20 protein-coding genes are annotated in these 26646 nt (G+C 60.6%); 14 read left to right on the top strand and 6 right to left on the bottom strand.

Translation table 11 applies throughout. The features are described from left to right. Window positions 1-30: 30 nt before the first annotated feature. On the top strand, window positions 31-2295 hold the full coding sequence (locus tag ACKWJN_RS16380) for a heavy metal translocating P-type ATPase (RefSeq protein WP_408598685.1): 2265 nt from the start codon (window positions 31-33) through the stop codon (window positions 2293-2295). Here ACKWJN_RS16380 and ACKWJN_RS16375 read toward each other — a convergent pair. From ACKWJN_RS16375 to ACKWJN_RS16365, 3 genes are read right to left on the bottom strand one after another with little or no spacing between them, the layout of a single operon-like run. Continuing rightward, window positions 2289-5372 (bottom strand): efflux RND transporter permease subunit, encoded by a 3084-nt coding sequence (locus ACKWJN_RS16375; RefSeq protein WP_408598684.1) that lies wholly within the window; start codon window positions 5370-5372, stop codon window positions 2289-2291. The genes ACKWJN_RS16380 and ACKWJN_RS16375 overlap by 7 nt on opposite strands. After that, window positions 5369-6613, bottom strand: coding sequence for an efflux RND transporter periplasmic adaptor subunit (locus ACKWJN_RS16370; RefSeq protein WP_408598682.1), 1245 nt, complete (start codon window positions 6611-6613; stop codon window positions 5369-5371). The genes ACKWJN_RS16375 and ACKWJN_RS16370 overlap by 4 nt, the downstream gene beginning before the upstream one ends. Window positions 6614-6626: 13 nt before the next feature. Next, entirely contained in the window at window positions 6627-7907 is a 1281-nt protein-coding gene (locus ACKWJN_RS16365; protein ID WP_408598680.1) for a TolC family protein, read from the bottom strand. A 59-nt stretch (window positions 7908-7966) separates the two neighbouring features. Between ACKWJN_RS16365 and ACKWJN_RS16360 the strand changes: the two genes are divergently transcribed. The 10 genes from ACKWJN_RS16360 to ACKWJN_RS16315 all read left to right on the top strand — a co-directional run bounded on the left by ACKWJN_RS16360 (window position 7967) and on the right by ACKWJN_RS16315 (window position 19349). Further along, entirely contained in the window at window positions 7967-8656 is a 690-nt protein-coding gene (locus ACKWJN_RS16360) for a response regulator (RefSeq protein ID WP_408598678.1), read from the top strand. After that, complete coding sequence (locus ACKWJN_RS16355) at window positions 8653-10080, top strand: sensor histidine kinase (RefSeq protein WP_408598676.1); 1428 nt, start codon at window positions 8653-8655, stop codon at window positions 10078-10080. The genes ACKWJN_RS16360 and ACKWJN_RS16355 overlap by 4 nt, the downstream gene beginning before the upstream one ends. A gap of 59 nt (window positions 10081-10139) precedes the next feature. Then, window positions 10140-12161, top strand: a complete 2022-nt coding sequence (gene mnmG / locus ACKWJN_RS16350) for a tRNA uridine-5-carboxymethylaminomethyl(34) synthesis enzyme MnmG (RefSeq protein WP_408598674.1) — start codon at window positions 10140-10142, stop codon at window positions 12159-12161. Window positions 12162-12163: 2 nt separating this feature from the next. Then, window positions 12164-12871, top strand: coding sequence for a 16S rRNA (guanine(527)-N(7))-methyltransferase RsmG (gene rsmG / locus ACKWJN_RS16345; RefSeq protein ID WP_408598673.1), 708 nt, complete (start codon window positions 12164-12166; stop codon window positions 12869-12871). 33 nt (window positions 12872-12904) lie between these two features. Next, a complete protein-coding gene (locus ACKWJN_RS16340; protein ID WP_408598672.1) occupies window positions 12905-13519 on the top strand; it encodes a LysE family transporter in 615 nt (204 codons plus the stop codon). Between the two features lie 21 nt (window positions 13520-13540). Continuing rightward, complete coding sequence (locus ACKWJN_RS16335) at window positions 13541-14338, top strand: ParA family protein (RefSeq protein WP_408598670.1); 798 nt, start codon at window positions 13541-13543, stop codon at window positions 14336-14338. 14 nt (window positions 14339-14352) lie between these two features. Next, a complete protein-coding gene (locus ACKWJN_RS16330; protein WP_408598669.1) occupies window positions 14353-14904 on the top strand; it encodes an RBBP9/YdeN family alpha/beta hydrolase in 552 nt (183 codons plus the stop codon). Then, the gene (locus tag ACKWJN_RS16325) at window positions 14894-15811 is read left to right on the top strand and encodes a ParB/RepB/Spo0J family partition protein (RefSeq protein ID WP_408598667.1); all 918 of its coding nucleotides are present in this window, start codon (window positions 14894-14896) and stop codon (window positions 15809-15811) included. The genes ACKWJN_RS16330 and ACKWJN_RS16325 overlap by 11 nt, the downstream gene beginning before the upstream one ends. Before the next feature lie 134 nt (window positions 15812-15945). Then, window positions 15946-17601 carry a hybrid sensor histidine kinase/response regulator gene (locus tag ACKWJN_RS16320; protein ID WP_408598665.1) on the top strand — a complete coding sequence of 552 codons (1656 nt, stop codon included), beginning with the start codon at window positions 15946-15948 and terminating at the stop codon, window positions 17599-17601. Further along, a complete protein-coding gene (locus tag ACKWJN_RS16315) occupies window positions 17598-19349 on the top strand; it encodes an ATP-binding protein (protein WP_408598664.1) in 1752 nt (583 codons plus the stop codon). Before ACKWJN_RS16320 ends, ACKWJN_RS16315 begins: the two co-directional genes overlap by 4 nt. On the opposite strand, the gene ACKWJN_RS16310 is transcribed toward ACKWJN_RS16315, so the two are convergent. After that, a complete protein-coding gene (locus ACKWJN_RS16310; RefSeq protein ID WP_408598663.1) occupies window positions 19339-20766 on the bottom strand; it encodes an FAD-binding oxidoreductase in 1428 nt (475 codons plus the stop codon). The two genes, ACKWJN_RS16315 and ACKWJN_RS16310, sit on opposite strands and share 11 nt — an antisense overlap. Window positions 20767-20904: 138 nt before the next feature. Between ACKWJN_RS16310 and ACKWJN_RS16305 the strand changes: the two genes are divergently transcribed. Beyond that, the gene (locus tag ACKWJN_RS16305; protein ID WP_408598661.1) at window positions 20905-21471 is read left to right on the top strand and encodes a cob(I)yrinic acid a,c-diamide adenosyltransferase; all 567 of its coding nucleotides are present in this window, start codon (window positions 20905-20907) and stop codon (window positions 21469-21471) included. A 21-nt stretch (window positions 21472-21492) separates the two neighbouring features. On the opposite strand, the gene ACKWJN_RS16300 is transcribed toward ACKWJN_RS16305, so the two are convergent. Further along, window positions 21493-22305, bottom strand: a complete 813-nt coding sequence (locus tag ACKWJN_RS16300) for a cyclase family protein (RefSeq protein WP_408598659.1) — start codon at window positions 22303-22305, stop codon at window positions 21493-21495. 89 nt (window positions 22306-22394) lie between these two features. On the opposite strand from ACKWJN_RS16300, the gene ACKWJN_RS16295 reads away from it, so the two are divergent. Both ACKWJN_RS16295 and ACKWJN_RS16290 read left to right on the top strand, forming a co-directional pair. Next, on the top strand, window positions 22395-24494 hold the full coding sequence (locus ACKWJN_RS16295; protein WP_408598657.1) for an acetoacetate--CoA ligase: 2100 nt from the start codon (window positions 22395-22397) through the stop codon (window positions 24492-24494). Beyond that, window positions 24491-24958 carry a DUF3237 domain-containing protein gene (locus tag ACKWJN_RS16290; RefSeq protein ID WP_408598655.1) on the top strand — a complete coding sequence of 156 codons (468 nt, stop codon included), beginning with the start codon at window positions 24491-24493 and terminating at the stop codon, window positions 24956-24958. The genes ACKWJN_RS16295 and ACKWJN_RS16290 overlap by 4 nt, the downstream gene beginning before the upstream one ends. 381 nt (window positions 24959-25339) lie before the next feature. Here ACKWJN_RS16290 and ACKWJN_RS16285 read toward each other — a convergent pair whose 3' ends face one another. Then, window positions 25340-26644 (bottom strand): TRAP transporter large permease, encoded by a 1305-nt coding sequence (locus ACKWJN_RS16285; RefSeq protein WP_408598653.1) that lies wholly within the window; start codon window positions 26642-26644, stop codon window positions 25340-25342. Between the last annotated feature and the right edge of the window lie 2 nt (window positions 26645-26646).

Below are 26646 nucleotides of genomic sequence, written 5' to 3'. Positions count from 1 at the left end.
CTCCTTAACCAGAGAGTAAGCTTACCGCGTATGAGTGAGAACACCTGTGACATTGGAATTGGCGGCATGACCTGTGCCTCGTGTGTGGCACGTGTCGAGCGAGCCATTGCCAAGCTTCCGGGTGTGTCCGGCGTCAGCGTCAACTTAGCCACCGAGTCCGCACGCGTGGTTTGGCAGGATTTCGAGCCCAGCCACGATGCGCGCCTGCGTCGCGCTGTGCGCGATGCAGGCTATGAACCCTTGGCCCCAGAGCACCTTGAACAACAAGCGACTGGCCCGTGGGTGGGGTTTTCTCCGGTATTGGCTGGATTGGTGTTGAGTTTGCCCTTGGTGCTGCCCATGTTGGGTGATGTGTTGGGCCAGCACTGGATGCTGCCTGCTCTGTGGCAATTTTTGCTGGCCACGCCGGTGCAGTTTGTCTTGGGTGCGCGGTTTTACAAGGCGGGTTGGCACGCCTTGCTCGCGGGCACGGGAAACATGGACTTGTTGGTGGCCTTGGGCACCACTGCCGGGTGGGCCTTGTCGGTGTGGCTGTGGAGGTCGGCTTCAGAGGGTGCCATGGTGCACTTGTATTTCGAGGGCTCGGCCGTGGTCATCAGCTTGGTGTTGCTGGGTAAATGGCTAGAAGCCCGCGCCAAGCGCCAAACCACCGACGCCATTCGTGCGCTGCATGCCTTGCGTCCCGCGCGCGCGCGCGTGATCGGGCCCGATGGCGAGCAAGACATACCCATTGAAGAGCTGTTGGTCGGCGACCGTGTGGCGGTCTTGCCGGGCGAGCGTGTCCCCGCCGATGGCCTGGTGCTCGAGGGGGACTTTCAGCTGGACGAATCCATGCTCACGGGCGAACCGCTGCCTGTGCCCAAGGGTGTTGGGGCCCGCTTGACGGGTGGCAGCATCAACGGGGACGGCCGCGTGGTCATGCAGGTCTTGGCCACAGGAACCGCCACCGTCTTGGCCCACATCATCCGTTTGGTGGAAGACGCGCAATCGGCCAAGGCCCCCATTCAGCGTCTGGTGGACCACGTCTCCGCCGTGTTCGTGCCCGTGGTGCTGTTACTGGCCTTGCTGACCTTGTTGGGATGGTGGTGGAGTGGCCATGGTGCGGAACTGTCGCTGATTCATGCGGTGGCAGTCTTGGTCATTGCCTGTCCTTGTGCCCTGGGTTTGGCTACCCCGGCGGCCATCATGGCGGGAACCGGCGTGGCAGCCAAGCATGGGATCTTGATCAAAGACGTGCAAGCCTTGGAGGTGGCGCACCGTGTGGACACGGTGGCGTTTGACAAAACAGGCACCTTGACGGTGGGCCAGCCACGCCTGTTGTCACTCATGCCCCTTGCGGACGCATCAGAGGGTGCAGATGCTTGGTTGGCCATGGCCGCCAGCTTGCAAAGCGGCAGCGAGCACCCCTTGGCACGCGCGGTGGTGCAGGCAGCCAAAACCCAGAACATCGCCTTTGCCGCCCCACAAGCCGTGCGCGCAGTGCCCGGCTACGGCAGCGAAGGCCAAGTGCAAGAGCGCGTGTTGCTGCTGGGTAGCTTGCGGTGGATGACTGCCTTGAAGTTGACTGGCTCCGCCAGTCAGGCCGCGCCCTGGGAGACGCAAGCCTTGGCCTTGCAGAGCCAAGGCGCCACCGTCTCGGTACTGGCCGAGCGCGTTGGTTCGGGCGACATGGCGCAGCTGTTGCCGCGCGCCTTGTTGGCGTTTGGCGACGAACCCAAGCCCGGCGCGCAAGCCGCCCTGGCCGCGTTGCGTGCACGTGGCCTGCGCCTGGTCATGATCTCTGGCGACAACGCGGGCGCAGCGCATGCCATGGCCCAACGCCTGGGACTGCACGGTGACGAGGTCCACGCAGAGGTGCTGCCGGCTGACAAATCGGCCCTGGTGCAGCGTTTGCAGCAGGGTCAGAACGGGGCCCGTCGGGTGGTGGCGTTTGTGGGCGACGGCATCAACGACGCGCCTGCACTTGCCGCCGCTGATGTGGGCATGGCGATGGCCAACCCCCATGGGGGCGGCACCGACGTGGCCATGCAAGCCGCAGGGATCACGCTCATGCGAGGAGACGTGACCTTGGTGGGCGCGGCGCTGGACATTTCCAGCCGCACCGTGGCCAAGATTCGACAAAACTTGTTTTGGGCTTTTGCCTACAACGCAGCAGGCATTCCGCTGGCGGCCTTTGGGTTGTTGAGCCCGGTGGTGGCGGCTGCGGCCATGGCCTTGAGCTCGGTCAGTGTGATGACCAACGCCTTGTTGCTCAAGCGTTGGTCACCCCGTGCAGAGCCTGAAAAAACTCAGTGACCGTTGTGGCCGGGTGGCTTGGGACTGTTGGAGAACCAGGCCACATACAGCGCTGGTAACACCAACAAGGTCAGCAGCGTGGCGGTGAACAAGCCGCCAATCACCACAATGGCCAAAGGACGTTGCGTCTCAGAACCGATGTCATGGCTCAGTGCCATTGGCAGCAACCCCAGCGCGGCCAGCAAGGCCGTCATCAGCACCGTGCGCAAGCGCTGCAGGGCGCCTTCTTTCACGGCGTCGATCACAGAGAGACCCGCATTGCGCAGTTGCTGAAAGACCGACAACATCACCACCCCGTTGAGCACCGCCTGGCCCGACAACGCAATAAAGCCAATCGCCGCAGACACCGACAGGGGGATGCTGAAAATCCACAACGCGACAAAACCACCAATCAAGGCCAACGGCACATTGAGCAAAATCAGCCCCGCTGTTTTGAACGAGGAAAACGCATCAAACAACAGCACAAAAATCAACAACAGCGAAATGGGCACCACCACGGCCAAACGTTGCATGGCGCGTTCTTGGTTTTCGAACTCTCCCGACCAGGTGACGGCGTAGTTGTCGGCAATTGTCACGTTCTTGGCCACACGTGCTTTCATGTCGGCCACGATAGAGCCCATGTCGCGGCCTTTGACAAAAATGCCAATGGCCATGGTCCGGCGCCCGGCTTCGCGCGCAATGTTCATCGCGCCACTGGCTTGTCGAATGGTCGCCACGTTTTCCAAGGTGGTGTAGCCGCCACCTGGCATGGCGATCGGCGTTGTGGGCAGGTTGGCGGCTGTGCGCTTGTCACCGGGCAAGCGCACCACCACGCTGAACTTGCGCTCACCCTCCCAAATTTGGGTGGTGGCGCGGCCCGCCAATGCCGACTCAATCACGTCTTGAATATCGCCCACATTCAGCCCTAAGCGAGAGGCGCGTTCACGGTCAATGTCCACCACCAGCTGAGGCACCTCGCCCAAGCGGTCTATTTCGGCGCGTTGAACCCCTTGAACTTGTTTGAACTCACGTTGCATGGCCTCGGTGGTGCGACGCAACTCGGTCAAGTCATCCCCCGAGACCTTGACCACAATCTGTCCCTTGATTTGCGAAATGGACTCCAACACGTTGTCGCGGATCGGCATCGAGAACGCTGGATCCACGCCGGGAATGACGGCCAATTTTTCATCCATCTCTTCAATCAACAGGTCGCGCGTCATGCCCTTGCGCCACTCCTCGGCGGGTTTCACGTCAACAAACACCTCGGCCATGCTGAGGGTTTTGGGGTCGGTGCCGTCTTCGGGCTGGCCGGCTTTGGACACCACGGTGCGCACTTCGGGGATAGTCAATAACTGAATACGCGCTTTGCGCAAAATTTTGGATGCTTCTTCTTGCGATACGCTGGCAGGCATGTCCCAGTTGACCCAGAAGGTGCCCTCGTTAAGCTCGGGCAAAAACTCCGAACCCAAATGGGCGGCTGCCACGATGGAGAGGGCGAAACAACTCAGCGCGACCGTGACGACTTTGCGGGGCTTCTCAATCGCCCAATCCAGCACCGGGGTGTAGACCTGTTTGGCCCATGCCACCAGACGGTTGTCTCCGTGTGGAATGCCTTTGCGCAGCATCCAGTAAGCGAGCAAAGGCACCAAGGTGAGCGAAAAAATCAAAGCACCCACCAAGGCCGTGGTCACCGACAAAGCCATCGGTTGGAAGATGCGGCCTTCATGGCGTTGCAACGCAAAAATTGGGATGTGCGCCGCAATGATGATCAACATGGAGAACAAGGTAGGACGCCCGACCTCATTGGCCGCATTGGTGATCAACGTTCGCCGCTCTTTTTCGTTCATGCCCTCGCCGCGTTCGGACAAGCGGTGCATGATGTTTTCAATCACGATCACCGCGCCGTCCACGATGATGCCGAAATCCATGGCGCCCAAGCTCAGCAAGTTGGCGGGCACGCCCATGATCTTGAGGCCCAAGAACGTGGCCAGCAAGGCCAGCGGAATCACCACCACCACCGCCAATGAGGCGCGCAGATTGGACAAGAACAGGTACAGCACCAACGAGACCAGCAGCGCCCCCTCGACCAAGTTTTTGAACACGGTGGTCAAGGTTTTGCCCATCAACCACGAGCGGTCGTAGAAGGGCTCGATTTGCACCCCATGGGGCAGCACGCGGTTGTTCAGGTCGGCAATTTTTTCTTTCACGCCTTTGAGCACGACGCTGGGGTTTTCACCTTTGCGCATGATCACGATGCCGGTCACGACATCGTCGTCCATGTCTTGGCCGACGGTGCCCAAACGGGGCACCGCGCCAATGCTGACTCTGGCCACGTCACGCACCAGTACCGGCGTGTTGCTGCGCGCGGTGACCACGATCTGGCCAATGTCGTCGGCCGAGCGCAACAGGCCCAGGCCGCGGATGGCGAACTGCTGAGTGCCTTGCGCCACATAGCTGCCGCCTGCGTTGGCATTGCCACGACCTAAGGCCTCTTGCAGGTCCTGCAACGTGAGCTTGTAGGCGCGCAGCTTTTGCAAGTCAGGTTGAACCTCGTATTGTTTGATGTAGCCGCCCATGCCCACCACGTCGGCCACACCAGGAATCTTGCGCAGGGCGCGCTCGACGGTCCAGTCTTCGATGGTGCGCAAATCGGTGGAGGTCTTGCCGTCGCCCTTGAGTCGGTAGCGCATGATCTCGCCCACCGGTGTGGCATTGGGCATGACGTCGGCTTCAACGCCGGGCGGCAAGTCGACACCCCGCAAGCGCTCGTTGACCTGTTGACGCGCCAAATTGACCTCAGCTTTGTCGTCATAGGTCACCACGGTGAAGGACAAACCAAACTGCGTGTGTGAGAACACCCGTATGGAGTTGGGCAAGCCCGACAAGGCCACCTCAATGGGCAGTGAGACCTCTTTTTCTACCTCTTCGGCAGCGCGTCCTGGGTAGAGCGCAATCACCGTCACTTGGGTGTCGGTGACGTCGGGGAAAGCTTCAACCGACAGGTTCTTGAAGGCAATCACACCCGACATCACAAACAACAAGGTGCCCAGCAGAATGAACAGCGGCTGGTTCAACGCATAGTGGATCAGACGTTTCATTTTTGTTCCGTGCTGCTGCCACCGACCGATGTGTGTGGTTTGGCTTGGTCTTCGGCGTTGCGGAATTCACGTGCCAGCAACAAGTTGTTGTCTTTCACCACCTGCTCATTGGCTTTGATGCCTTCGATCACCAACACCTCTTGCAGGCCTTCATAGCCGAGCTTGATCCGTCGCGGTTCAAACACCCCAGGCTCAGTTTGCACATAAGCCCAATGCTCTGTGCCTTGAAGTTGCACCGCGCTGGCGGGCACCAACACACCGGCAGCCAACTGGCGCTCAATGCGTGCTGTACCCAGCATCTCGGCCTTGAGCAAACGCGAGTGGTTGTCGACCACGGCGCGAACTTTGATGGTTCGGCTGGTCGGGTCAATGAAGTCTCCCGTGGCGGCAATCGTGGCTTCAAACTTTTGACCCGCAAAACTGGGCAAGACCAACGCAATCTTGGTGCCTGGTTTGAGGGACGCCACGTCGGACTCACGCGCGTCAATCTGCACCCACAGGGAGCTGGGGTCCGTCACCACAAACAAAGCCGGGTTGCCTGGGCCCCCCTGGTCTGGCCGCACTTCCAGGCCGGCGCTCAAGTTGCGCTCGACCACCACGCCAGACACGGTGGAAGAAAGTCCCAGTTGCTGGTTCACCGAATGGCCGCCGCCGTACATGCTGGTGCGTGCTTGTGCGCGGGATACCTCGGCCTGAGCCCGCGAAGCGTCGGCTTGCGCCTGTTCTAAGTCTTTGCGAGACACGATGCCCGCGTCGAACAAGGTTTGCTGGCGTGTCAAGGCGCGTTCGGTCAACAGTGCATCGGCCAGGGCTTTGGCGGTGTCGGCTTGGGCGGCGCCGAAGTCGGGCGAAGCAAACGAGGCCAAGACTTGGCCGGCCTTCACGTATTGACCGACGTCTGCATGGAGTTGCACCACACGGCCCGCAAACGCGGGGTAGATGCGTTGCGTGCGCTCTTCATTCCATACCAAGCGTGCTGGCAAATCTATCGTCACACTTTGCGCCGCTATGGCGGCGGTGGTGCCCAGCAGCGCCAGTTGCGGGTGACCTGCCGGAAACCGCAATTGTTGGCCTTGCACGATGGGTTGGGCCATCACAGGGTGTGTGGCGAGTTCTGGCTTACTCATCCAGTAATAGCCCAAGCCTAGCAAAGCCACCAGGCCGGCGGCGGCGCTCCAGCGCTGTAGGGGTGAATTCAATAGGGCTTGGCGCGTCGGTTGCGTGTGGTTGTCGTGGTTCATGGTGTGGCGTGGTTCAGCGTGTGGGGTTGTTTTCAGACGGGGCGCGAAGTTGCCACGCGGTGTGCGCTTTGGCGTAGTCGGCGCGGGTGTAGGCGGCCTCGATCAGGGTGGCGCGCAAGGTGCGCCGCGCATCCAGCAAGTCGGTCAAAGACGAGGCGCCTTGGGTGTAGGCCAACTCGGCTTGCTCGGCCACCCGGCGCGCGCGAGGCAAGATGTCTTGTTCGTACAAAGCTTCGCGCTGTTGTGCAGCATTTCGCTCTTGCAACAAGCGCTGAAAGTCGGCCACGGCTTCGTGACGCGTTTTCTCTAACAGGGCTTGGGCTTGCGTCAGCTGCGCCTGGGCGCGGCCAATTTCACCTTCGTAGCCATACCCCCATTGCAGCGGCACGGACACACGCAACTCCAGCAAGCGCGTGGACTGCGTGGGGTAGTGGTCCAGGCTGCTGCCCAAGGTCAGGTCAGATTTTTTTTGGGCTTGTGACAACTCCAGCGCGGCACGTGCGGCTGACACACGTTCAAGCGCCGCCAACACATCGGGGCGTTGGTCGATCCACGCATCTTGCACAGCGCTGGCGTTGAGCATCTTTTGCAGCGCGGGCCAGTCGGCTTGGATCACCCACTCTTTCAGGTTGATGCGCAGGTTGGTGAACTGACCCAGCAGCAGCAAGGCCCGTTCTTGGTCGAGTTGCGCGCTGTGCGCGTCGGCTTGTGCCCGTTGCGCTTCGATTTCTAGCCGCGCTGAATCTTGGGCTGAGAGATCGCCGGCTTTCAGGCGCAGGGTGGCGCTGTGTGCCAACAGTGTTGCACTCTTGGACAGCGCTTGCATCTCGCGGTTGCGCTCCAACGCAGCCAGCAAATCGAAATAGGCCGAGGCCGCGCCGAGTTGTTGCATCACCCGCATGTCTTGCAAATCTGCAGCTGCTGCGTTGGCTTGCCGTTCGGCACTTTGGGTGCGCAAGCCGCGTTTGTTGCCTCGCTCCCAAGTCCAGTCGATGCCGCCAGACTTGTCGATTCTTTTTTGACCCAAGGAGCCGGCACCAATGCCATGCTCCAGGTCGATTTGGCTGGTTTTGGCCGTGAAGACCGGGAAGGGCGACCGATCTGCGGCCAGCACATCGGCGCGAGCGGCTTCGGCGGCTTGTCGTGCCATCGACACGTCTAAGTTGTTGCGTGCTGCTTCCAGCACCTGGGGCAGACCCAGGGTTTCGGCGCTGGTCACGCCCCCCCACAGGCTCAAAGAGATGGCCAACACCCAGCTCAGGCGGCGCGGATACAGGTTCTGTCGTATGCTCATGCTGCGTTTATCGCGCATCCTCCCTGACCAAGGCCTGACCACTACTTTTTTCTACTTTTGTGCGAATCTTGCTGATCGAAGACGATGCCGTGTTGCAAGCGGTCATGCTGCGCAGCCTCAGCGATGCCGGTCACCGCGTGGACGCGGCCAGCCATTTGGAGGAAGCGGCCCACTACTGGCAGGTGCAGGCCTATGACGCCGTCTTGTTGGATTTGAATTTGCCTTTGAATGGTCAGCCCCATTCGGCCGCCGGTAGCGGCTTGCAGTTGCTGCGTGAGGCGCGCCGCCGAGGTGACCGCACCCCCGTGTTGGTGTTGACGGCGCGCAACAGAACGGATGAGCGCATTGCCGGTTTGGATGCCGGGGCGGACGACTACTTGGGCAAACCCTTTGATCTGGAAGAGGTGGAGGCCCGTCTGCGTGCGTTGGTTCGGCGCACCCAAGGCGCGGATGACCGGGTCCAAGTGGGCCGCCTGGTGTTGTTGCGTAAGAACCGCCGCATCGTGGTGGACGATGTGGATCTGGCCTTGCCCGCGCGAGAGTTTGAAGTGCTCTGGGAGCTGATGACGCCACCCGGGCGCACGGTCAGCAAACGCGTCTTGTCCGACAAGTTGTCGGGCTTTGACGAGGCTTTGGGCGACAACGCTTTGGAGGCTTTTATTTCTCGTTTGCGAAAAAAACTGGCCCACACGGGTGCGACCATCCGTACCCTTCGTGGCATGGGTTACCTGCTAGAGGAGCAGGTATGAGTGCCGAGCGCCTGACCGCCAAACCCTCATTGCGCAATCGCTTGTTGCGCCATGTCTTGTTGCCTTTGGCGCTGACCTGGTTGTTGGGCTCTGTTTTGGTTGTTGGCATTGCCAGCTACTTCACCCAGCAGGCGTTTGACCGCGCGTTGCTTGACGATGCCTATTTAGTCGCCAGCCATGTGCGGCGCAATGCCGATGCAGGTTCTGGAGGGGTGGAGTTGAGCTTGTCGGCCCAAGAAATGAGCACCGTTTTGTTTGACCAAAGCGAGTCGTTGTTCTTTGCGGTCCTGCGCCCCGACGGCAGTTTGGTCGCAGGACATGCGGGCTTGTCTGGAAAGCCAGAGTCGGCAGGGCAGCCCGTGTTTGGTGCCCTGGATTACCAAAACCGCAGCTTGCGCAGCGTGACCATTCGCCGCGAGCAACCGGTGGATTTTTATGTGGTGATGGCACAAACCACCACCAGCCGTGATCGTTTGTTGCAGCGTTTGCTGGCATTTTCGATGGCGCCCCAGATTTTGTTGCTGATGGGCTTGGCCTTGTGGTTGCAGCGCGCCATCGAGACCGACCTCAACCCCTTGGCCGAGCTCACGCGCTTGGTGGGCAAACGTGATGCACGAGACCTCACGCCGGTGCCCGTGTCTGGCAGCACCCGAGACGTGCAGCGCTTGGGCCAGGCGGTCAACGCCTTGTTGGGGCGAATCGGCCAAAGTGTGCAGGCGCAACGAGAGTTTTCGGGCAACGTGGCCCATGAGTTGCGAACCCCCTTGGCCGGCATTCGGGCCTTGGCCGAGTATGGCTTGCGGCATCACGACCCACAGGTGTGGCGCGAGCAGTTGCTCGGCATTGCGCAGAGTCAAGAGCGCGCCAGCCATCTGGTCGACCAACTCTTGGCGCTTGCTCTGGCCGACGAAGCGCAGCAGAGCTTGGCGCATGAGCGGGTGGCGCTGGATGTGTTGGTGGGGGAGGCCGTGTTGCGGTTTTTGCCACGTGCCGATGCCGCTGGCGTGGACCTTGGCGCACGCGGTGTTGAGCAACCTGTGTGGGTGATGGGCAGTGGCGCGTTGATCGAGGGGGTGCTCAACAACCTGCTAGACAACGCCTTACGCTACGGGCGCGCCCCACAGGGCGAGAGCCGAATCACGGTGGCGGTCCACGACGCGCCACAAGCCGTGGTCTTGTCTGTCAGTGACAACGGCCCCGGTGTGTCGGCGCCCCAAATGCAGCAACTCACCAAACGCTGGGTGCAAGGGTCTGCGGGCGAAGCGCTCAAAGAGGGCTCGGGCTTGGGCTTGGCCATCGTCAGCGAGTACGCCCGTTTGTTGGGTGTTCAGGTGACGATGCAGGGCGAGTCGCCCAGCGGCTTGCGCGTGAGCTTGACGTTTGCCAAGACACCGATGGCTTCAGGCCCGGCGCACCCCTTGTAAAATGGCGGCCTGCTTGGCAGGGCGGCACACAGCCCCTGTATCCCAAAGGCTGGTTGTTTATGTTGTACCCCCAAGAATTTGACGTCATCGTGGTTGGTGGTGGCCATGCCGGCACCGAGGCCGCGTTGGCCGCTGCGCGCATGGGCGCCAAAACCCTGCTGTTGTCGCACAACATCGAAACCTTGGGCCAGATGAGCTGCAACCCCTCCATTGGCGGCATTGGCAAAGGGCACCTGGTCAAAGAAGTGGATGCGCTGGGCGGCGCCATGGCGTTGGCGACCGACGAAGGCGGCATTCAGTTTCGCATCTTGAACAGCTCCAAAGGCCCAGCCGTGCGGGCCACGCGGGCGCAGGCCGACCGTATTTTGTACAAAGCGGCCATCCGTCGTCGACTTGAAAACCAGCCCAACTTGAGCTTGTTTCAGCAAGCGGTGGATGACTTGATGATGGATGGCGACCGTGTGGCGGGCGCGGTGACGCAGGCTGGTATCCGCTTCAAAGGCCGCACCGTGGTGCTCACCGCTGGCACTTTTCTAGACGGCAAGATCCATGTGGGCTTGAACAACTATTCGGGCGGCCGTGCCGGCGACCCGCCTGCGGTGAGCTTGTCTTCGCGGCTGAAAGAACTCAAGCTGCCGCAAGGCCGCTTGAAAACCGGCACGCCACCGCGCTTGGACGGACGCACCATCGACTTCAGCCAATGCACCGAACAACCAGGGGACGGCATGCCCGGCGGCTTACCCGGCGAGGTGCCGGTGTTCAGCTACATGGGCCGGGCGATGATGCACCCCCAGCACATGCCGTGCTGGATCACCCACACCAATGCGCGCACCCATGACATCATCCGCTCCGGGTTTGACCGCAGCCCCATGTTCACCGGCAAGATCGAGGGCGTGGGCCCACGCTACTGCCCCAGCGTGGAAGACAAAATCAACCGCTTTGCCGACAAAGACAGCCACCAGATTTTTCTGGAACCTGAAGGCCTCACCACCCACGAGTACTACCCCAACGGCATTTCGACCAGCTTGCCCTTCGACATCCAGTACGAGCTGGTGCGCTCCATGAAAGGGCTGGAAAACGCCCACATCATTCGCCCGGGTTACGCCATCGAGTACGACTACTTTGACCCGCGCGAGCTCAAGCGCAGCTTTGAAACCCGTGCCATTGGCGGCCTGTTTTTTGCCGGACAGATCAACGGCACCACGGGCTACGAAGAGGCCGCAGCGCAGGGTTTGTTTGCCGGCATCAACGCGGCTTTGCAATGCCGCGCTTTGGCCGGACAGGCCAATGACTTTGGCGGCGCTTGGACGCCTGGGCGTGACCAGGCCTATTTGGGCGTGTTGGTCGACGACCTGACCACCAAAGGCGTGACCGAGCCCTACCGCATGTTCACCAGCCGGGCCGAGTTCCGCTTGCAGCTGCGCGAAGACAACGCCGACATGCGCCTGACCGAGCTTGGTCGCCAGATGGGGCTGGTCGATGACCCGCGTTGGGAAGCCTTCAGCCGCAAGCGCGATGCTGTTTCACGTGAAACAGAACGCCTGAAGTCGGTCTGGGTCAACCCCCGCAATTTGCCATCCGCTGAGTCTGAGCGCGTGCTGGGCAAGGCCATTGAACATGAGCACAACCTGGCCGATTTGTTGCGCCGTCCAGACGTGAGTTATGACGCCCTGATGTCGCTGGATGGCGGTCGCTACCAAAGCCCCGAGCTGGTGGCTGGTTTGGGTGGTGACGACGTTTCACGTGAAACCACCCGTGCCGTGGTGGAGCAGGTGGAAATCGCTGCCAAGTACTCGGGCTACATCGACCGTCAGCGCGACGAGGTGCAGCGCGCTGCCCATTACGAAAACCTCAAGCTCCCTGAAGACCTGGACTACAACCAAGTCACCGCGTTGTCCATTGAGGTGCGGCAAAAGCTCAGCCGTCATCGCCCAGAAACACTGGGGCAGGCTTCGCGCTTGTCCGGCATCACGCCGGCAGCGATGTCCTTGTTGCTCATCCACCTCAAGCGTGCGCGTGTCAAAGGCTTTGTGCCTGAGATTTCGGCGGCGGATGAGGCCCCTGACGCGGTGACAACCTGACCATGTCGCACCCCTTGGCTGGCGCTTTGCGCCAAGGTTTGCTGGAGCTGAGCTTGTCTTTGGATGAGGCTGCGCAGGCGCAACTCTTGGCCTACATGGATTTGATTGCCAAATGGACCAAGGTCTACAACCTCACGGCCGTGCGGGATGCGCAAGAGATGTTGACGCACCACTTGCTCGACAGTCTGGCGGCGGTAGCGCCTTTGCGTCGCGAGTTGGCCAAGCTGTCAAAGCCCGAGGTGCCGTTGTCCGTGCCGCTGCAAGCGACAGGCGCTGCCTTGTCTGTGGCGCACCCTAGGTATCGTTTGTTGGATGTGGGCGCAGGAGCCGGTTTGCCGGGTGTGGTCATCGCCATCACGTGCCCGGACGTGTCGGTGACGTGTGTCGACACGGTGGCCAAAAAAGCGGCGTTTGTCCAGCAGGTGGCGGCCAGTTTGCGCTTGCCCAATTTGCGCGGTCTGCACGCCCGGGTTGAGACCGTGGTCGACCCGTTCGATGTGGTGTGTTCGCGTGCCTTCGCCTCGTTGGTGGACTTCACCACTTGGTCCACTTCGGCGCTGGCACCGCATGGTGTGTGGCTGGCCATGAAGGGCAAGCACCCCGAAGCAGAGATTCAGGCCTTGCCACCAAGTGTCAAAGTGTTTCACGTGGAACCATTGACCGTTCCCGGCCTGGATGCCGAGCGTTGTATCGTTTGGATGCGCGGTTAAACTCCCACCCCCATTCCCTGTTTTAAGGTTTGCATGTTCGGTGTGTCCGACTACGGCGCTTTTGTCGTGGCCATCATTGTTTTCTTGGCGATTCCCGGCCCCGGCAATTTGGCTTTGCTGACCGCGACGGCCAAGGGCGGCGTGCGAGCTGGATTGGCGGCAACCTTGGGCGTGATTGCGGGCGACCAAGCGTTGTTGTGGCTGGCGGTGGCGGGCGTGGCTGCTTTGTTGCTGACCCATCCGGGTGTGTTCTACACCGTGCAGTGGCTGGGTTCGATTTACCTGGTTTGGTTGGGTGCCAAGTTGCTCAGTGCCAAACCAGGGGATGCCCCGGTGCTCGAGCTCAAGCCCCACCACTACGCGCGACAAGCGTTCGTCATCACGCTGTTCAACCCCAAAGCGATTGTGTTTTACATGGCGTTTTTCCCGCTGTTTGTCGACCCAACGGTGCATCAGGGCTGGGTGACCTTTGCGGTCATGGCTGCCACCATCGCGGCGCTGACCTTCGTTTATGGCTTGGTCGTTGTGGTGTTGGCACATTTTCTGGCGGCGCGGGTGCGTGCAAGTGCCCTCGTCTCGACCCTGTTGAACAAGACCGCAGGCTTATTGCTGATTGGTTTTGGTCTGAAACTGGCCTTGTCCAAATAACCCTCATTACCGAAAGCTCCCATGGCCAAAATCTTCTGTGTTGCCAACCAAAAAGGTGGGGTGGGCAAAACCACCACCACGGTGAACTTGGCCGCAGGCTTGGCTTCGGTCGGTCAGCGCGTGTTGATGGTGGATTTGGATCCGCAAGGCAACGCCACCATGGGTTCGGGCATCGACAAGCGCCAACTCACGCTGTCGGTGTATGACGTGCTGCTCGAATCTGCCAGCATCGCGGAGGCGCGGGTCCGAAGCAACTGGGGTGACGAAGGCGCACGTGCCAAAGCCCCTACCTACGATGTGTTGGGCGCCAACCGTGACTTGGCCGGTGCTGAAGTCGAGTTGGTGGACTTGGACAACCGCGAAAACCGGCTCAAACAGGCCTTGGCTACGGTAGCCCAAGACTATGACTTTGTGCTGATCGATTGCCCGCCCTCATTGTCCATGTTGACGCTCAACGGCTTGTGCTCGGCCCACGGTGTGATCGTCCCCATGCAGTGTGAATACTTTGCGCTGGAAGGTCTGACCGACTTGGTCAACACCATCAAGCAAGTCCATGCCAACCTCAACCGCGAGCTCAAAATCATTGGTTTGTTGCGCGTCATGTTTGACCCCCGCATCACCTTGCAGCAGCAGGTGAGTGACCAACTCAAGGACCACTTTGGTGACAAAGTGTTCAATGCGGTCATTCCGCGCAACGTTCGTCTCGCCGAGGCGCCCAGCTTTGGCTTGCCGGGCGTGGTGTTCGACCCCTCAGCCAAAGGCAGCCAAGCCTTTGTTGACTTTGCTCAAGAGATGGTCAAGCGCGTTCAAACGCTCTAAGACTGGCCGCGCGCATGTCCACCGTTCTTCTTTTGCCTGGCTGGCACAACAGTGGGCCCGACCATTGGCAAAGCCTGTGGGAGGCGCAACATGGCGACACCCGCGTGGTGCAGCATGACTGGTCTTTTCCGCTGCGGGGCGATTGGATGGCGCAACTCGAGGAGGCGGTCTTGGCGCACGACGAGGTGGTACTGGTTGCCCACAGCCTGGGGTGTATTTTGGTCTCGGCATGGGCCGCGCACTCCCAGCACACCGACCGCGTGCTCGGCGCTTTGTTGGTGGCTCCTGGCGACGTGGAGCGGCCGGAATTGCAGCACGTGCTGCACAGTTGGAGTCCGATCGTGCGCGAACGTTTGCCGTTTCAAAGCGTGTTGGCCGCCAGCCGCAACGACCCCCATTGCAGCTTCATGCGCGCCAGTCGATTGGCCATGGACTGGGGCTCAAGACTGGTCGACGTGGGCAATTGCGGATATGTCAACAGCGACTCAAATTTGGGTGACTGGCCGCCAGGCCGCGCCTTGTTGGACGAATTCAAAATCAAAGAGAAAACACACCATGGTCACTAAAAAACCCAAAGGCCTAGGCCGCGGACTCGAAGCCTTGTTGGGCCCCAAAGTGGACGACAGCGCGCTGGCCAAAGCCGCGGCCAACGAGGGCTTGCCCCACACCTTGCCCTTGAGTGAGATGGTGCCTGGCATGTACCAGCCGCGCACACGCATGGACGAGGGCGCCTTGTACGAGTTGGCCGAAAGCATCAAAGCCCAGGGCATCATGCAGCCGATTCTGGTGCGCCAACTCACCGACGGCCCCAACGCCGGCAAATACGAAATCATTGCCGGTGAACGCCGCAGCCGCGCCGCCAAACTGGCTGGGCTCGACACCGTGCCCGTGCTGGTGCGCGACGTGCCCAACGAGGCCGCTGCGGCCATGGCCTTGATCGAAAACATCCAGCGCGAAGACCTCAACCCACTGGAAGAAGCCCAAGGCCTGCAACGCCTGATCAAAGAGTTTGGCCTGACCCACGAAACTGCCGCCCAGGCAGTGGGCCGCTCGCGCAGCGCCGCCAGCAATTTGCTGCGCTTGCTCAACTTGGCGGATCCCGTGCAAACCATGCTGATGGCGGGTGATTTGGACATGGGCCATGCCCGTGCCTTGTTGGCCCTGGACCGCGCAGCCCAAATCACCGCCGCCAATCAAATCGCCGCCAAACACATGTCGGTGCGCGAGGCCGAGAGCCTGGTGAAAAAACTCAGTGCCGAATTCAACCTGGTGCCGCAAAAGCCCAAAAAAGAAAAATCCCGCGATTTGAAGCGGGTAGAAGAAGAGCTGTCCGATTTGCTCACCGCCCAAGTGGACGTGCGCATCAAAAAACGGGTCAAACGCCAAGGTCGCATCGAAGAAATGGGCGAGCTGGCCATCCAGTTTGGGTCTTTGGATGAGCTCAATGGCTTGATTGACAAGCTCAGGGGCTGACAGGCCTTCAACCCACCCAGCGCTTCAGAGGCACCATGGCACTTTCTCTTGCGACAGACGTGGGGATGGATAAGGGGGATCGCCTGCAGCATGATTTGTTGGCTGAGCGCAGGCGGCTTTTTTCCAATCACTGTTTGCAGTTGACGTTGGCCGCGTCGGTGTTGTTTTATGCCTTGGATAACCCGGCCTACGACCACCGCATCTATTTGTTTTGTGCCGCCACCGGTCTTGTGTTGATGCTGATGTTGCAACGCGGCGTGTCCACGCTGTTTGCGGCCAATGTGTTGTTGGTGATGGGCTTGTTCACGTTCACCTGGGTGTCGGCACAGACCGGGGGGGTGAACTCACAGAAAAATATTTGGACCAGTTTGTTGCCAATGGTGGCCTTGCTCACCGCTGGGCGAACGGCAAGTCTGTGGTGGTTAGGCCTGATTTCGGTGGTTCAAATGGGCCTCATGGCGGTGGGCGTTGCCGGATGGATCGACACCCGTGTGGACCTTCAGCAAGCCGTTGCTTGGGGCGTACTCAACCAAGTCTGCGTGGTGGGCGCTTGGGTGATGGGCATCTACCTGTATGAGCGCATGTACCGTCAGCAGGTGGTGGCCAACGAGCAGCGCAACCAAGAGTTGGAGACGACGAGCCAAGACTTGCTGCGCGCGCAAGCGCACAAAGACGAATTCATGGCCTCTGTCGGGCACGAACTTCGCACGCCGATGAATGCGATATTGGGCTTCAATGGCTTGTTGCGCAGCCAACTCGAAGACCGACCCGAAGACGTGGCGGTGGTCGACCACATTCGCCGTGCCACCGAGCAACTGCTGCAGGTGGTCGACGACATCTTGGACTTTTCACAGCTGCAAGCGGGGCGGTGCGTCTTGCATGCCGAAACCTTTGACGTGTCCCAAGCGATCACGCGCATGCTTGTACCTTACCAAGCGCGGGCAAAAGCCAAGGGCTTGGGCATGGGACTCACGTTCACCCCTGCCGCGCCTGTGTGGACGCATGCCGACAAAGCACGGCTCACGCAAATCGTGCACAACTTGGTCGACAACGCCATCAAATTCACCCACCAAGGTCGTATCGACGTGCGTGTCGCCTGGTCGACGCAGGGGCTTGAGGTGGTGGTTCAAGACACCGGCATTGGCATTGCGCCGGATCGGCAGCAGGTGATTTTTGACCGTTTTGAGCATGCCAACATCCAAACCAATCGCCAATACGGTGGCACGGGCTTGGGCATGGCCATTTGTGAACGCTTGGTGGCTTTGCAAGGCGGCACGCTGGGCCTGAGCAGCGAGCTGGGCTCAGGCTCACGCTTTTGGTTCAAGCTGCCTTTGCCGCAGGTGCCCGCTCCAAGCATTGCAGGTGTGGGGGCCACCGATGTGACACAAGAGGCCTTGCGGTTTTTGGTGGTGGATGACAACGCGGTCAACTTGATGGTAGCCGGGTTGATGTTGAAGAAACACTTTCCCAATGCCAAGCTGCAACAAGCCGACAGCGCAGCGCATGCGCTTGAGCTGCTGGGCGCAGAACGCTTTGATGTGGTCTTGATGGACATGATGATGCCTGGCATGGATGGTCTGGAAGCCACCCGCATCCTGCGACACACCTTTCCTGCACCGACATGTGACATGCCGGTTCTGGCGTTGACGGCCAGCGTCAACCCGGTCGACCGTGAACGGTGTTTGGCCAGTGGCATGGACGATGTGTTGCACAAGCCCTTGGACCCCAGCGAGACGGTAGAGCACATCACACGCTGTGTGCTGCAGCACAGAAACAAGGCGGCGTCATGAACCTGAAGGCCTTGCTTTCACAGCTTGCGCCGTGGCGGGCTGTCATGCCCACCCGCTTGCGGGAAAACAACATGCAAGCCTTTGCGCTCACCTGTTGCGTGGTGTCAGCGGCACTTTGGATTTGCGTTGGCTACGGCGCGCGCGCGCAAGCACTGGCCGCAGGCTTCATGGCCAGCGTCCTGATGTTGGCGGTCTTGGCGGTGTGCCTGGGCTTGCGTCTGCGCACCTGCATTCAAGCCGTGCTTTGTCTGGCCCTGGGGGACTTGGCCTATGCCGCTTGGGCCACCGGCGGCATTTACTCTCCCTTCTTGGCTTGGTTGACGGTTTTACCCGTGGTGGCCTTTCACTTGCTGGGACGTCAACAGGGATGCGTCTGGGCGGGCTTGGTGGCCGTGTTCGTGGCGGGTGCGGCCTACGCCACCGCCCATCAGGGGCTGGACCCCAGCTTTGTTTTAGATGCCACATTTGCGCCACTGGCGTTTGTCACCCATTGGGTGGTGCCTTTGACCTTGATGCTGGGCCCCTTGTTTTATGACCAGCTGTACAAGCGCAGTGTGTGGACCAGCAAAGAGCGCACGCAAGCGTTGGAGCTGAAAAAACAAGAATTGCTGCGTGCCTCAGAAATTCGTGAAAACTTCATTGCCACGGTCAGCCACGAGCTGCGCACGCCCATGAATGCCATTTTGGGCTTCAACGCCATGCTGTTGTCGCGCGTGCAAGACCGTGAGCAAGCAGTCAAAATTTTGAACCACACCCGCCAGTCGGCGGACCACTTGCTCACCGTCATCAACGATGTGCTGGATTACACCCAGTTACAAGCGGGGCAACTCAGCGTGCACAAGGACACCTTTGCCCTCAGAGACACGGTCAACAGTGCGTTTGGTCTGTTTCATGTGCGCGTACAAAGCATGCGCATCACCTATGACTGCATCATCGACCCAGATGTGCCCGTGTGGGTGTATTCAGACCGTCACCGCTTGATGCAGGTGTTGGTGAACTTGTTGGGCAACGCCATCAAATTCACCCACCAAGGCCATGTGACCTTGCGCGTGCGCGCGCATGACAACGGCGTGCGATTTTTGGTCGAGGACTCCGGCATCGGCATTGCCCGGGAACAGCGCGCACGGATGTTCCAGCGGTTTTCGCAAGCCGATGACAGCATTCAAACTCGTTATGGCGGCAATGGCTTGGGCTTGTCCATCTCTCAACGTTTGGTCAACGCGCTGGGGGGCGAGATTGACTTTGAAAGCGAACCGGGGCGAGGTGCCGTGTTTTGGTTTGACCTGCCTTTGCGCGAGGTGGTGGCGCCACACCTTGCGCCGGTGCAAGTGGGCGCGCTCCACGCCAGCGCAGACCGCGCGTTGCGATTTTTGGTGGTGGACGACCATCCCATGAACCGTTTGTTGATGCGCCAAATTTTGCAAAACACATGGCAGCATTGCGTGTTGGTGGAGGCAGAAAACGGGATCAAAGCCTTGCAGGCACTCAAGACCCAAGCTTTTGATGTGGTGCTGATGGACATGGTGATGCCCGAGATGGATGGCATCGAAGCCACCCACAATTTGCGCATGGCCATGCCAGCGCCCGCCTGCCACACGCCGGTGTTGGGACTGACGGCCAATGTCAATCCGCAGGATTTGGCGCGTTTCCAAGCCGCTGGCGTCAACACCGTGTTGCTCAAACCCTTCGACCAAGACCGGTTGTGCCAGCAAGTGGAGGTCTTGCTGGGCTTGCGCGTCAGCGACTGAAAATTTTCCCTGGATTGAGGATGTTGTGAGGGTCCAGGGCGTGTTTGATGGTGCGCATCATGTCCACCGCGCCGTGGCCTGTTTCGGCCAGTAAGAAGTCCATTTTGTGCAAGCCAATGCCGTGTTCACCCGTGCAGGTGCCTTCCAGCGCCAAGGCGCGTTGCACCAGTTGGTGATTCAGCTTTTCAGCGGTTTCACGCTCGGCGGGAATGTTGGGGTCGATCAAATAGCCAAAGTGAAAATTACCGTCTCCCACGTGGCCGACCAAGAAATAAGGAATGCCAGAAGCGTCGGCCTCTGCCACCGAGTCCAGCAGGCAATCGGCCAGTCGGCTGATGGGCACGCAGGTGTCGGTGCTGATGGCGCGGCAACCGGGGCGACTTTGGATGGCCGCGAAATAGGCGTTGTGACGCGCGGCCCACAAGCGTGTGCGCTCTTCGGGCGTGGTGGCCCATTCGAACGACAGGCCGCCATGTTCGGTGGCAATCTCTTGCACGGTCTCGGCCTGCTCTTTCACACCGTTGGGTGAACCATGAAACTCCATCAACAGCATGGGCGACTCTTTCAAGCCCAATTTCGCGTAGGCGTTGACCATGCGCACGGTGTTGGCGTCGATCAACTCCACGCGCGCAATCGGCACCCCCATTTGGATGATGGTGATGGTGGCTTGCACCGCAGCCTCAATGCTGGGAAAAGAGCACACCGCCGCAGACACCGCCTCCGGCAGGGGGTACAGGCGCAGCGTGACTTCGGTGATCACACCCAGCGTGCCCTCGCTGCCCACCATCAAACGTGTCAGGTCATAGCCGGCGCTGGATTTTTTGGCGCGGGTGCCGGTGCGAATCACCTCGCCGCTGGCGGTCACCACCTCCAGAGCCAACACGTTCTCGCGCATCGTGCCGTAACGCACGGCGTTGGTTCCGCTGGCGCGGGTTGCACACATGCCGCCAATGCTGGCATCGGCCCCGGGATCAATGGGGAAAAACAAGCCCGTGCTTTTGATCTCCTCGTTGAGTTGTTTGCGTGTCACGCCGGGTTGCACCGTCACGGTCAGGTCTTCGGCGTTGATGCTCAACACCCGGTTCATCCGAGCCACATCCAGGCTGATGCCGCCTTGCACCGCCAACAGCTGGCCCTCCAGTGAGGACCCGACGCCAAAAGGAATCACGGGCACTTGGAATTTCGCGGCCAGTGCCACGGCTTGGGCCACGTCTTGGGTGCTTTCGGCATACACCACCGCAGCAGGGGGCGGCACCGTGGTGAAGGCCGACTCGTCGCGGCCGTGTTGCTCGCGCACGATCTGTGCCGTGGAACAGTTGGCACCAAAGCGATCGGCCAGGGCATCGAGCAAGGCCTGTGGCACTTCACGCTGGTTGACCTGTGGAATCAAGTGTTCGAGGGATGTGGGGGCGTTCATGGGCGGTCTCCGTTGTTGAGAAAGATTCTACGGACAAGCCCCGTTCCAAGCCGAGGGCCCGCGCACAGCGCCCAGGGCTTGGTGGGAAGGGCACAATACCCCAAACGACACCAGGACCTTCCCTCTAGGACCAACACCATGGGCAACCGACTGACAAAAATCGCCACCCGCACCGGAGACGCCGGCACCACGGGTTTGGGCAACGACCAACGCGTGTCCAAAAATAGCTTGCGCGTGCACGCCATGGGTGAGGTCGACGAGCTCAACTCGCACATCGGCGTCTTGCTGTGCGAGCCCATGGGCGCAGACGTGCGTGAGGCGCTGGTTGAGATCCAACACCAGCTCTTCAACTTAGGCGGTGAGTTGTCGATTCCTGGCTTTGAGTTGCTCAAAGCCGAGGCCGTGATGGCTTTGGATGAAGCCTTGGAGACCTACAACGCCCAACTGCCGCGCTTGCAAGAGTTCATCTTGCCTGCAGGCAACCGCGCTGCATCGCTGGCCCATGTGTGCCGCACCGTGGCACGCCGCGCTGAGCGCGCGGTGGTCGCCTTGGGCAACGAAGAAGCCATTCAAGAGACTCCTCGCCAATACCTCAACCGCTTGAGCGACTTGATGTTTGTCTTGGCCCGCACGCTCAACCGCATCGACGGTGGCGACGATGTCTACTGGAAGAGCGAGCGGATGCAGCGCGACACCGCTGCATAAAGCGCCCAAGAGCCAGACGGCTCAGGCGGACGACGAGGCCATCAGCGCGTCGTCAAAAATCGCCACCGCACGCGTCCACCCGGCGGATGCGCCGCGGATCTTGTGTGGAAAGCAGCTGATGTAAAAGCCCGTGGGTGGCAGCGCTTCGAGGTTGTGCATTTTTTCGATGTGGCAGTAGCCAATGTCACGACCGGCTTTGTGGCCCTCCCAAATCAGCGAGGCGTCCTGCGTCTCGCCATATTTTTTGGCCGTGTGCACAAAGGGCGCGTCCCAGCTCCAGGCGTCGGTGCCGGTCAGGCGAATGCCGCGCTCCAGCAGATACATGGTGGCCTCATAGCCCATGCCGCAACCGCTGGACACAAAGTCGTTGTGCCCGTAGCGCGACCCGGCACGCGTGTTGACCACCACAATCTCCAGAGGACGCAAGGTGTGGCCAATGCGCTGCAACTCTGCCTCCACGTCCGCGGCGGTCACCACATAGCCGTCGGCGAAGTGGCGAAAGTCCAGCTTCACGCCAGGTTGAAAGCACCACTCGAGCGGCACATCGTGGATGGCAATGGCGGGCTTTTTGGTGCCCAACGCGTTGTCCATGGTGGAGTGAAAGTGGTAGGGCGCATCCAGGTGGGTGCCGTTGTGCGTGGACAGCTGCACAAACTCCACCGCCCAGCCTTCGCCATCGGGCAAGTCTTCTTTTTTCAGCCCCGGAAAAAACGGCTCAATCTGCGCGTACGTGTTCTCGTGGGTGAAGTACTCGATCTTGGGTGCGAACGCGGGCGGATCGCTGACCACATCGTTCTCTAAAAAAATGGACAAATCCACAAAACGGCGGCTCATCGGTATCTCCTGAAATAGTTCTGAGCGCAGAGCTTAACTTGGTGTTCTCTCGGGGGCTATGCAGGGCTGTCGCCTGTTAATCTTGGCGCATGACCACGCCAGCGTACATTCCCCAAATTCGCCTTTACCAAGATTGGCTCAGCCAGCACAAAGGCCTGAGCTTTGACACCTACGACGCCTTGTGGCGCTGGTCCACCACCGACTTGAATGCGTTTTGGCAAAGCATTTGGGACTACTTTGACCTGCGCTCGCCCACACCGCACCAAGCGGCGTTGGTGAAAAACGCCATGCCCGGTGCCCAGTGGTTCACCGGCGCGCACCTGAACTATGCACAACAGGTGTTTCGCCATGTCGAGGCCGCCCACGCAGCGGGCTTTGCGGCGCTGGTGAGCCGCAACGAAAAAGGGCTGCACCAAGAGCTGTCGTGGCCCGAGCTCCAACGCCAAGCCGCTTCACTGGCGCTGCACCTGAAAGCCCAGGGCCTGCAACCCGGTGACCGTGTGGCGGCGTACTTGCCCAATATTCCCCAAGCCATGGTGGCTTTCTTGGCCACCGTGAGCTTGGGTGGCGTGTGGAGCATTTGCGCGCCAGACATGGGCGCGCCTGCGGTCCTGGACCGCTTTGCCCAAATCGAACCCAAAATTTTGCTGGCCTGTGACGGCGTGAGCTACGGGGGGCGTGACCATGACCGTTTGCAAGTGGTCGCCGACATGCGGGCCCAATTGCCCACGGTGGAACATGTGATCTTGCTGCGCAACCTCGACCCCGATGCCCACATGCCCGACAGCACCGACTACGCCAGCACCATCGCCCGCGACGACGAAGCCACCGCGCAATTCGAACCGGTGTGGCTGCCGTTTGACCATCCGTTGTGGATTGTGTATTCGAGCGGCACCACCGGCTTGCCCAAACCCATCGTGCATGGCCATGGCGGCAGCACCATCGTGGCCTTGGCCTTGAAGGTCTTGCACAACGATGTGGGTTGCAGCTACCACCCCAACAGCTGGGGCGAGCGCTACCACTGGTACAGCTCGACGGGTTGGGTGATGTGGAACGCGCAAATGAGCGGCCTGCTCAATGGCACCACGTGCGTGATCTTTGATGGCAATCCGGCGGGCACCGACAAAGACCAACCCGATTGGGGCACGCTGTGGCGCTTTGCAGCCGAAACTGGTGCCACCTTTTTTGGTGCCGGTGCTGCCTTCTTTGCCAACTGCTTGAAGTCGGGCTTGGGCCTGTCGCAATGGCCGCCCTTGGCCCGCGTGCGCGCTTTGGGCACCACCGGCTCGCCCTTGAGCGAAGACGCGCAGCGTTGGGGCACCGAACAGTTCCGCACTCTGCGTGGCATGGCGGCCCGCTCAGGCATGGCGGGCGCACAAGCCGCAGACCAAGACGTGTGGTGGTGCAACATCTCGGGCGGCACCGACTTTGCAGGGGCCTTCATCGGGGGCAACCGTGAGTTGCCACTCATTCCCGGCCAAATGCAATGCCGCCTGCTCGGGTGTGCGGTCGAGTCTTGGAACGAACAAGGTCAGCCTGTGGTCGACGCGGTGGGCGAATTGGTGTGCACCCAACCCATGCCGTCGATGCCACTGTATTTTTGGAACGACGCGAGCCATGTGCGCTACCTCGCCAGCTACTTTGACATGTACCCGGCCGGGCACGGACGTCAGCCCGGTGGTGGTGACGCTTCGCCCGAGATGGGCGCGGTGTGGCGGCATGGCGACTGGCTCAAGGTCACGCCACAAGGCAGTTGCGTGATTTATGGCCGCAGCGACGCCACCATCAACCGCCATGGTTTGCGCATGGGCACCAGCGAGTTGTACAGCGCGGTGGAGGCCTTGCCCGAGGTGATGGACAGCATGGTGGTGGACTTGGAGTACCTGGGCCGCGACAGCTACATGCCCTTGTTTGTGGTGCTGCGTGACGGCCTGGTGCTCGATGAGACCATGAAGGCCAAACTCAACGACGCCATCAAAACTGCACTCAGCCCGCGCTTTGTGCCGAATGACATTTTTCAGGTCGCGCAAATCCCTCGCACCCTCACCGGCAAGAAGCAAGAGCTGCCCATCAAAAAACTCATGCTTGGCCAGCCGCTGGAAAAAGTGGTCAACCAAGACGCCATGGCCAACCCGGGCTGCCTGCCTTGGTATGTGGACCTGGCCCGCCGCCATTTGGAGTCGGCATGAGCTTGCCTGCCCCCGCCCTTGAACATGTGTGTGACCTGGCGGTCACCATCGATGCCCCGGTGGAAGTGGGCACCACGGCCATGGGCCTGCGCCGCATGATTCCCATCACCGGCGGCACGGTCACAGGCCCGCGGATGCAAGGGCGCATCGTGGCGGGTGGGGCCGACTTTCAGTTGATCGTGGGCGACGGCACCCAAGCGCATTTGGATGCGCGCTATGTGTTGGAACTCAATGACGGCACGCGGGTGTTTGTGCAAAACAAGGCGCTGCGTGTGGCCAGTGCCGAAGACTCAGCGAAGATTCGTCGCGGTGAGCCGGTGGATCCGGCGCGGGTGTACTTTCGCTGTCAACCGAGCTTTGAGGCGAGCACGCCGCAGTGGGGGTGGTTGGCAGAGCACCAGTTCATCGGCGTGGGGTTGCGGTTGCCGGATGCGGTGCATTTGAGTTTTTACAAGGTCTGTTGAGGTTCGGGCGCTTGCTTCGTTTGCCTGCTTCGTTTTTCCTTCCTTCTTTCGCTCGTTCGCTTCGCCAAGGCGAACAGCCAGCACCCGCTGCTGCTCCGCGCTGCGCGCTTGATGTCGCCGCATCGGGCACTGACTGCTCGCCTTGGCTACGGGCGAGAGTTAGGGTGAGGGCGGCTTGGCGTTGTGTGGTTTCGCGCTGAGACTTAGCGGGGTCACAGGTGGTTGGGCGAACAGCCAGCACCCGCTGCGGCTCCGCGCTGCGCGCTTGATGTCGCAGCATCGGGCGCTGAGGGCTCGCCTTGGCTGCGGGCGAGAGTCAGGGTGAGGGCGAGGGCGAGGGCGGCTTGGCGTTGCGGGGTTTCGCGCTGAGACCGGGTGGGGTCACAAGCGGTTGGGCAACCACAGCGCGATGATGGGAAACGCGATCAAGATGATCAAGCGCAAGATGTCGGTGATGACAAACGGAATCACGCCTTTGAAGATGGTCATGAAGCTCACGTCTTTGACCACGCTTTTGATCACGAACACGTTCATGCCCACCGGCGGGTGAATGAGGCCCAGCTCCACGGTCATGACGATGATGATGCCAAACCAGATCGGATCAAAGCCAAGCTGCAAGATGACGGGGTAGATGATGGGCACGGTCAAGATGATCATGGCCATAGCGTCCATCAAGCAGCCCAGCACCAGGTACATCACCATGATCAGGGCCAACACACCGTAGCGGCCAATGCCTAAGCCGGTCAAGAACTCGGTCAGTTTTTGCGGGGTTTGGGTGATGGTCAGAAAGTAACCAAACAGCAGCGCGCCAATCAGCACCGTGAACACCGCTGCCGAGGTGCGGGTGGCGGACAACAAGGCTTCACGTATGCCTGCGCGGTCGAGTTTGCCGCGCAACACACCCAGCAGAAAAGCACCACTGGCCCCTACGCCGCCCGCTTCGGTGGGGGTGAAAAAGCCGCCGTACAAACCGCCAATCACAAACAAGAACAGGGTCAGTGGGGCCCATACCTCTTTGAGGCCGTTCACGCGCTCACCGAAGGACTTGCGCTCGCCAGCAGGCAGCCAATCGGGGCGAAATTGCACGATCAAGACAATGGTGATCACGTACATGGTCATGGCCAACAAACCCGGCACGATGCCCGCCATGAAGAGCTTGCCGATGTCTTGCTGCGTCAAGATGGCATACACCGCGAGCACGGTGGAGGGTGGCAGCATGGCACCCAGTGTGCCGCCCGCGGCAATCACGCCGGTGGCAAACGATTGGGGGTAGCCGAAGCGGCGCATCTCGGGGTAGGCCACGGCAGAAAACGTGGCGGCGGTGGCCACCGACGAACCACAAATGGCCGCAAAGCCACCACAAGCCAGCACCGTGGCCACACCCAAGCCGCCGCGCAAATGGCCGATGAAGGCGTTGGCGGCGCGAAACAGTTCACGGCTCACACCCGACACCGACACAAACGCGCCCATCAGCATGAACATCGGAATCACGCCAAAGGTGTAGTCGGTCACGGTGCGCATCGAGGTTTGGCCCACCAGCTTCAAGGCCGGGCCCATGCCCGCGATGTAGCTGTAGCCCACCACGCCCACCAAGCCCATGGCCATGCCCACCGGCACGCGCAACAGCATCAAGACAAACAAGACCACAAAGCCGATCACGGCCACAGCATCGGTACTCAGTTCCATGG

It is taken from the genome of Limnohabitans sp., assembly GCF_046052825.1.
Classification (GTDB): domain Bacteria; phylum Pseudomonadota; class Gammaproteobacteria; order Burkholderiales; family Burkholderiaceae_C; genus Limnohabitans.
Note: the sequence above shows the minus strand (reverse complement) of the source record. Positions and strands in the feature narration are given on the sequence as shown.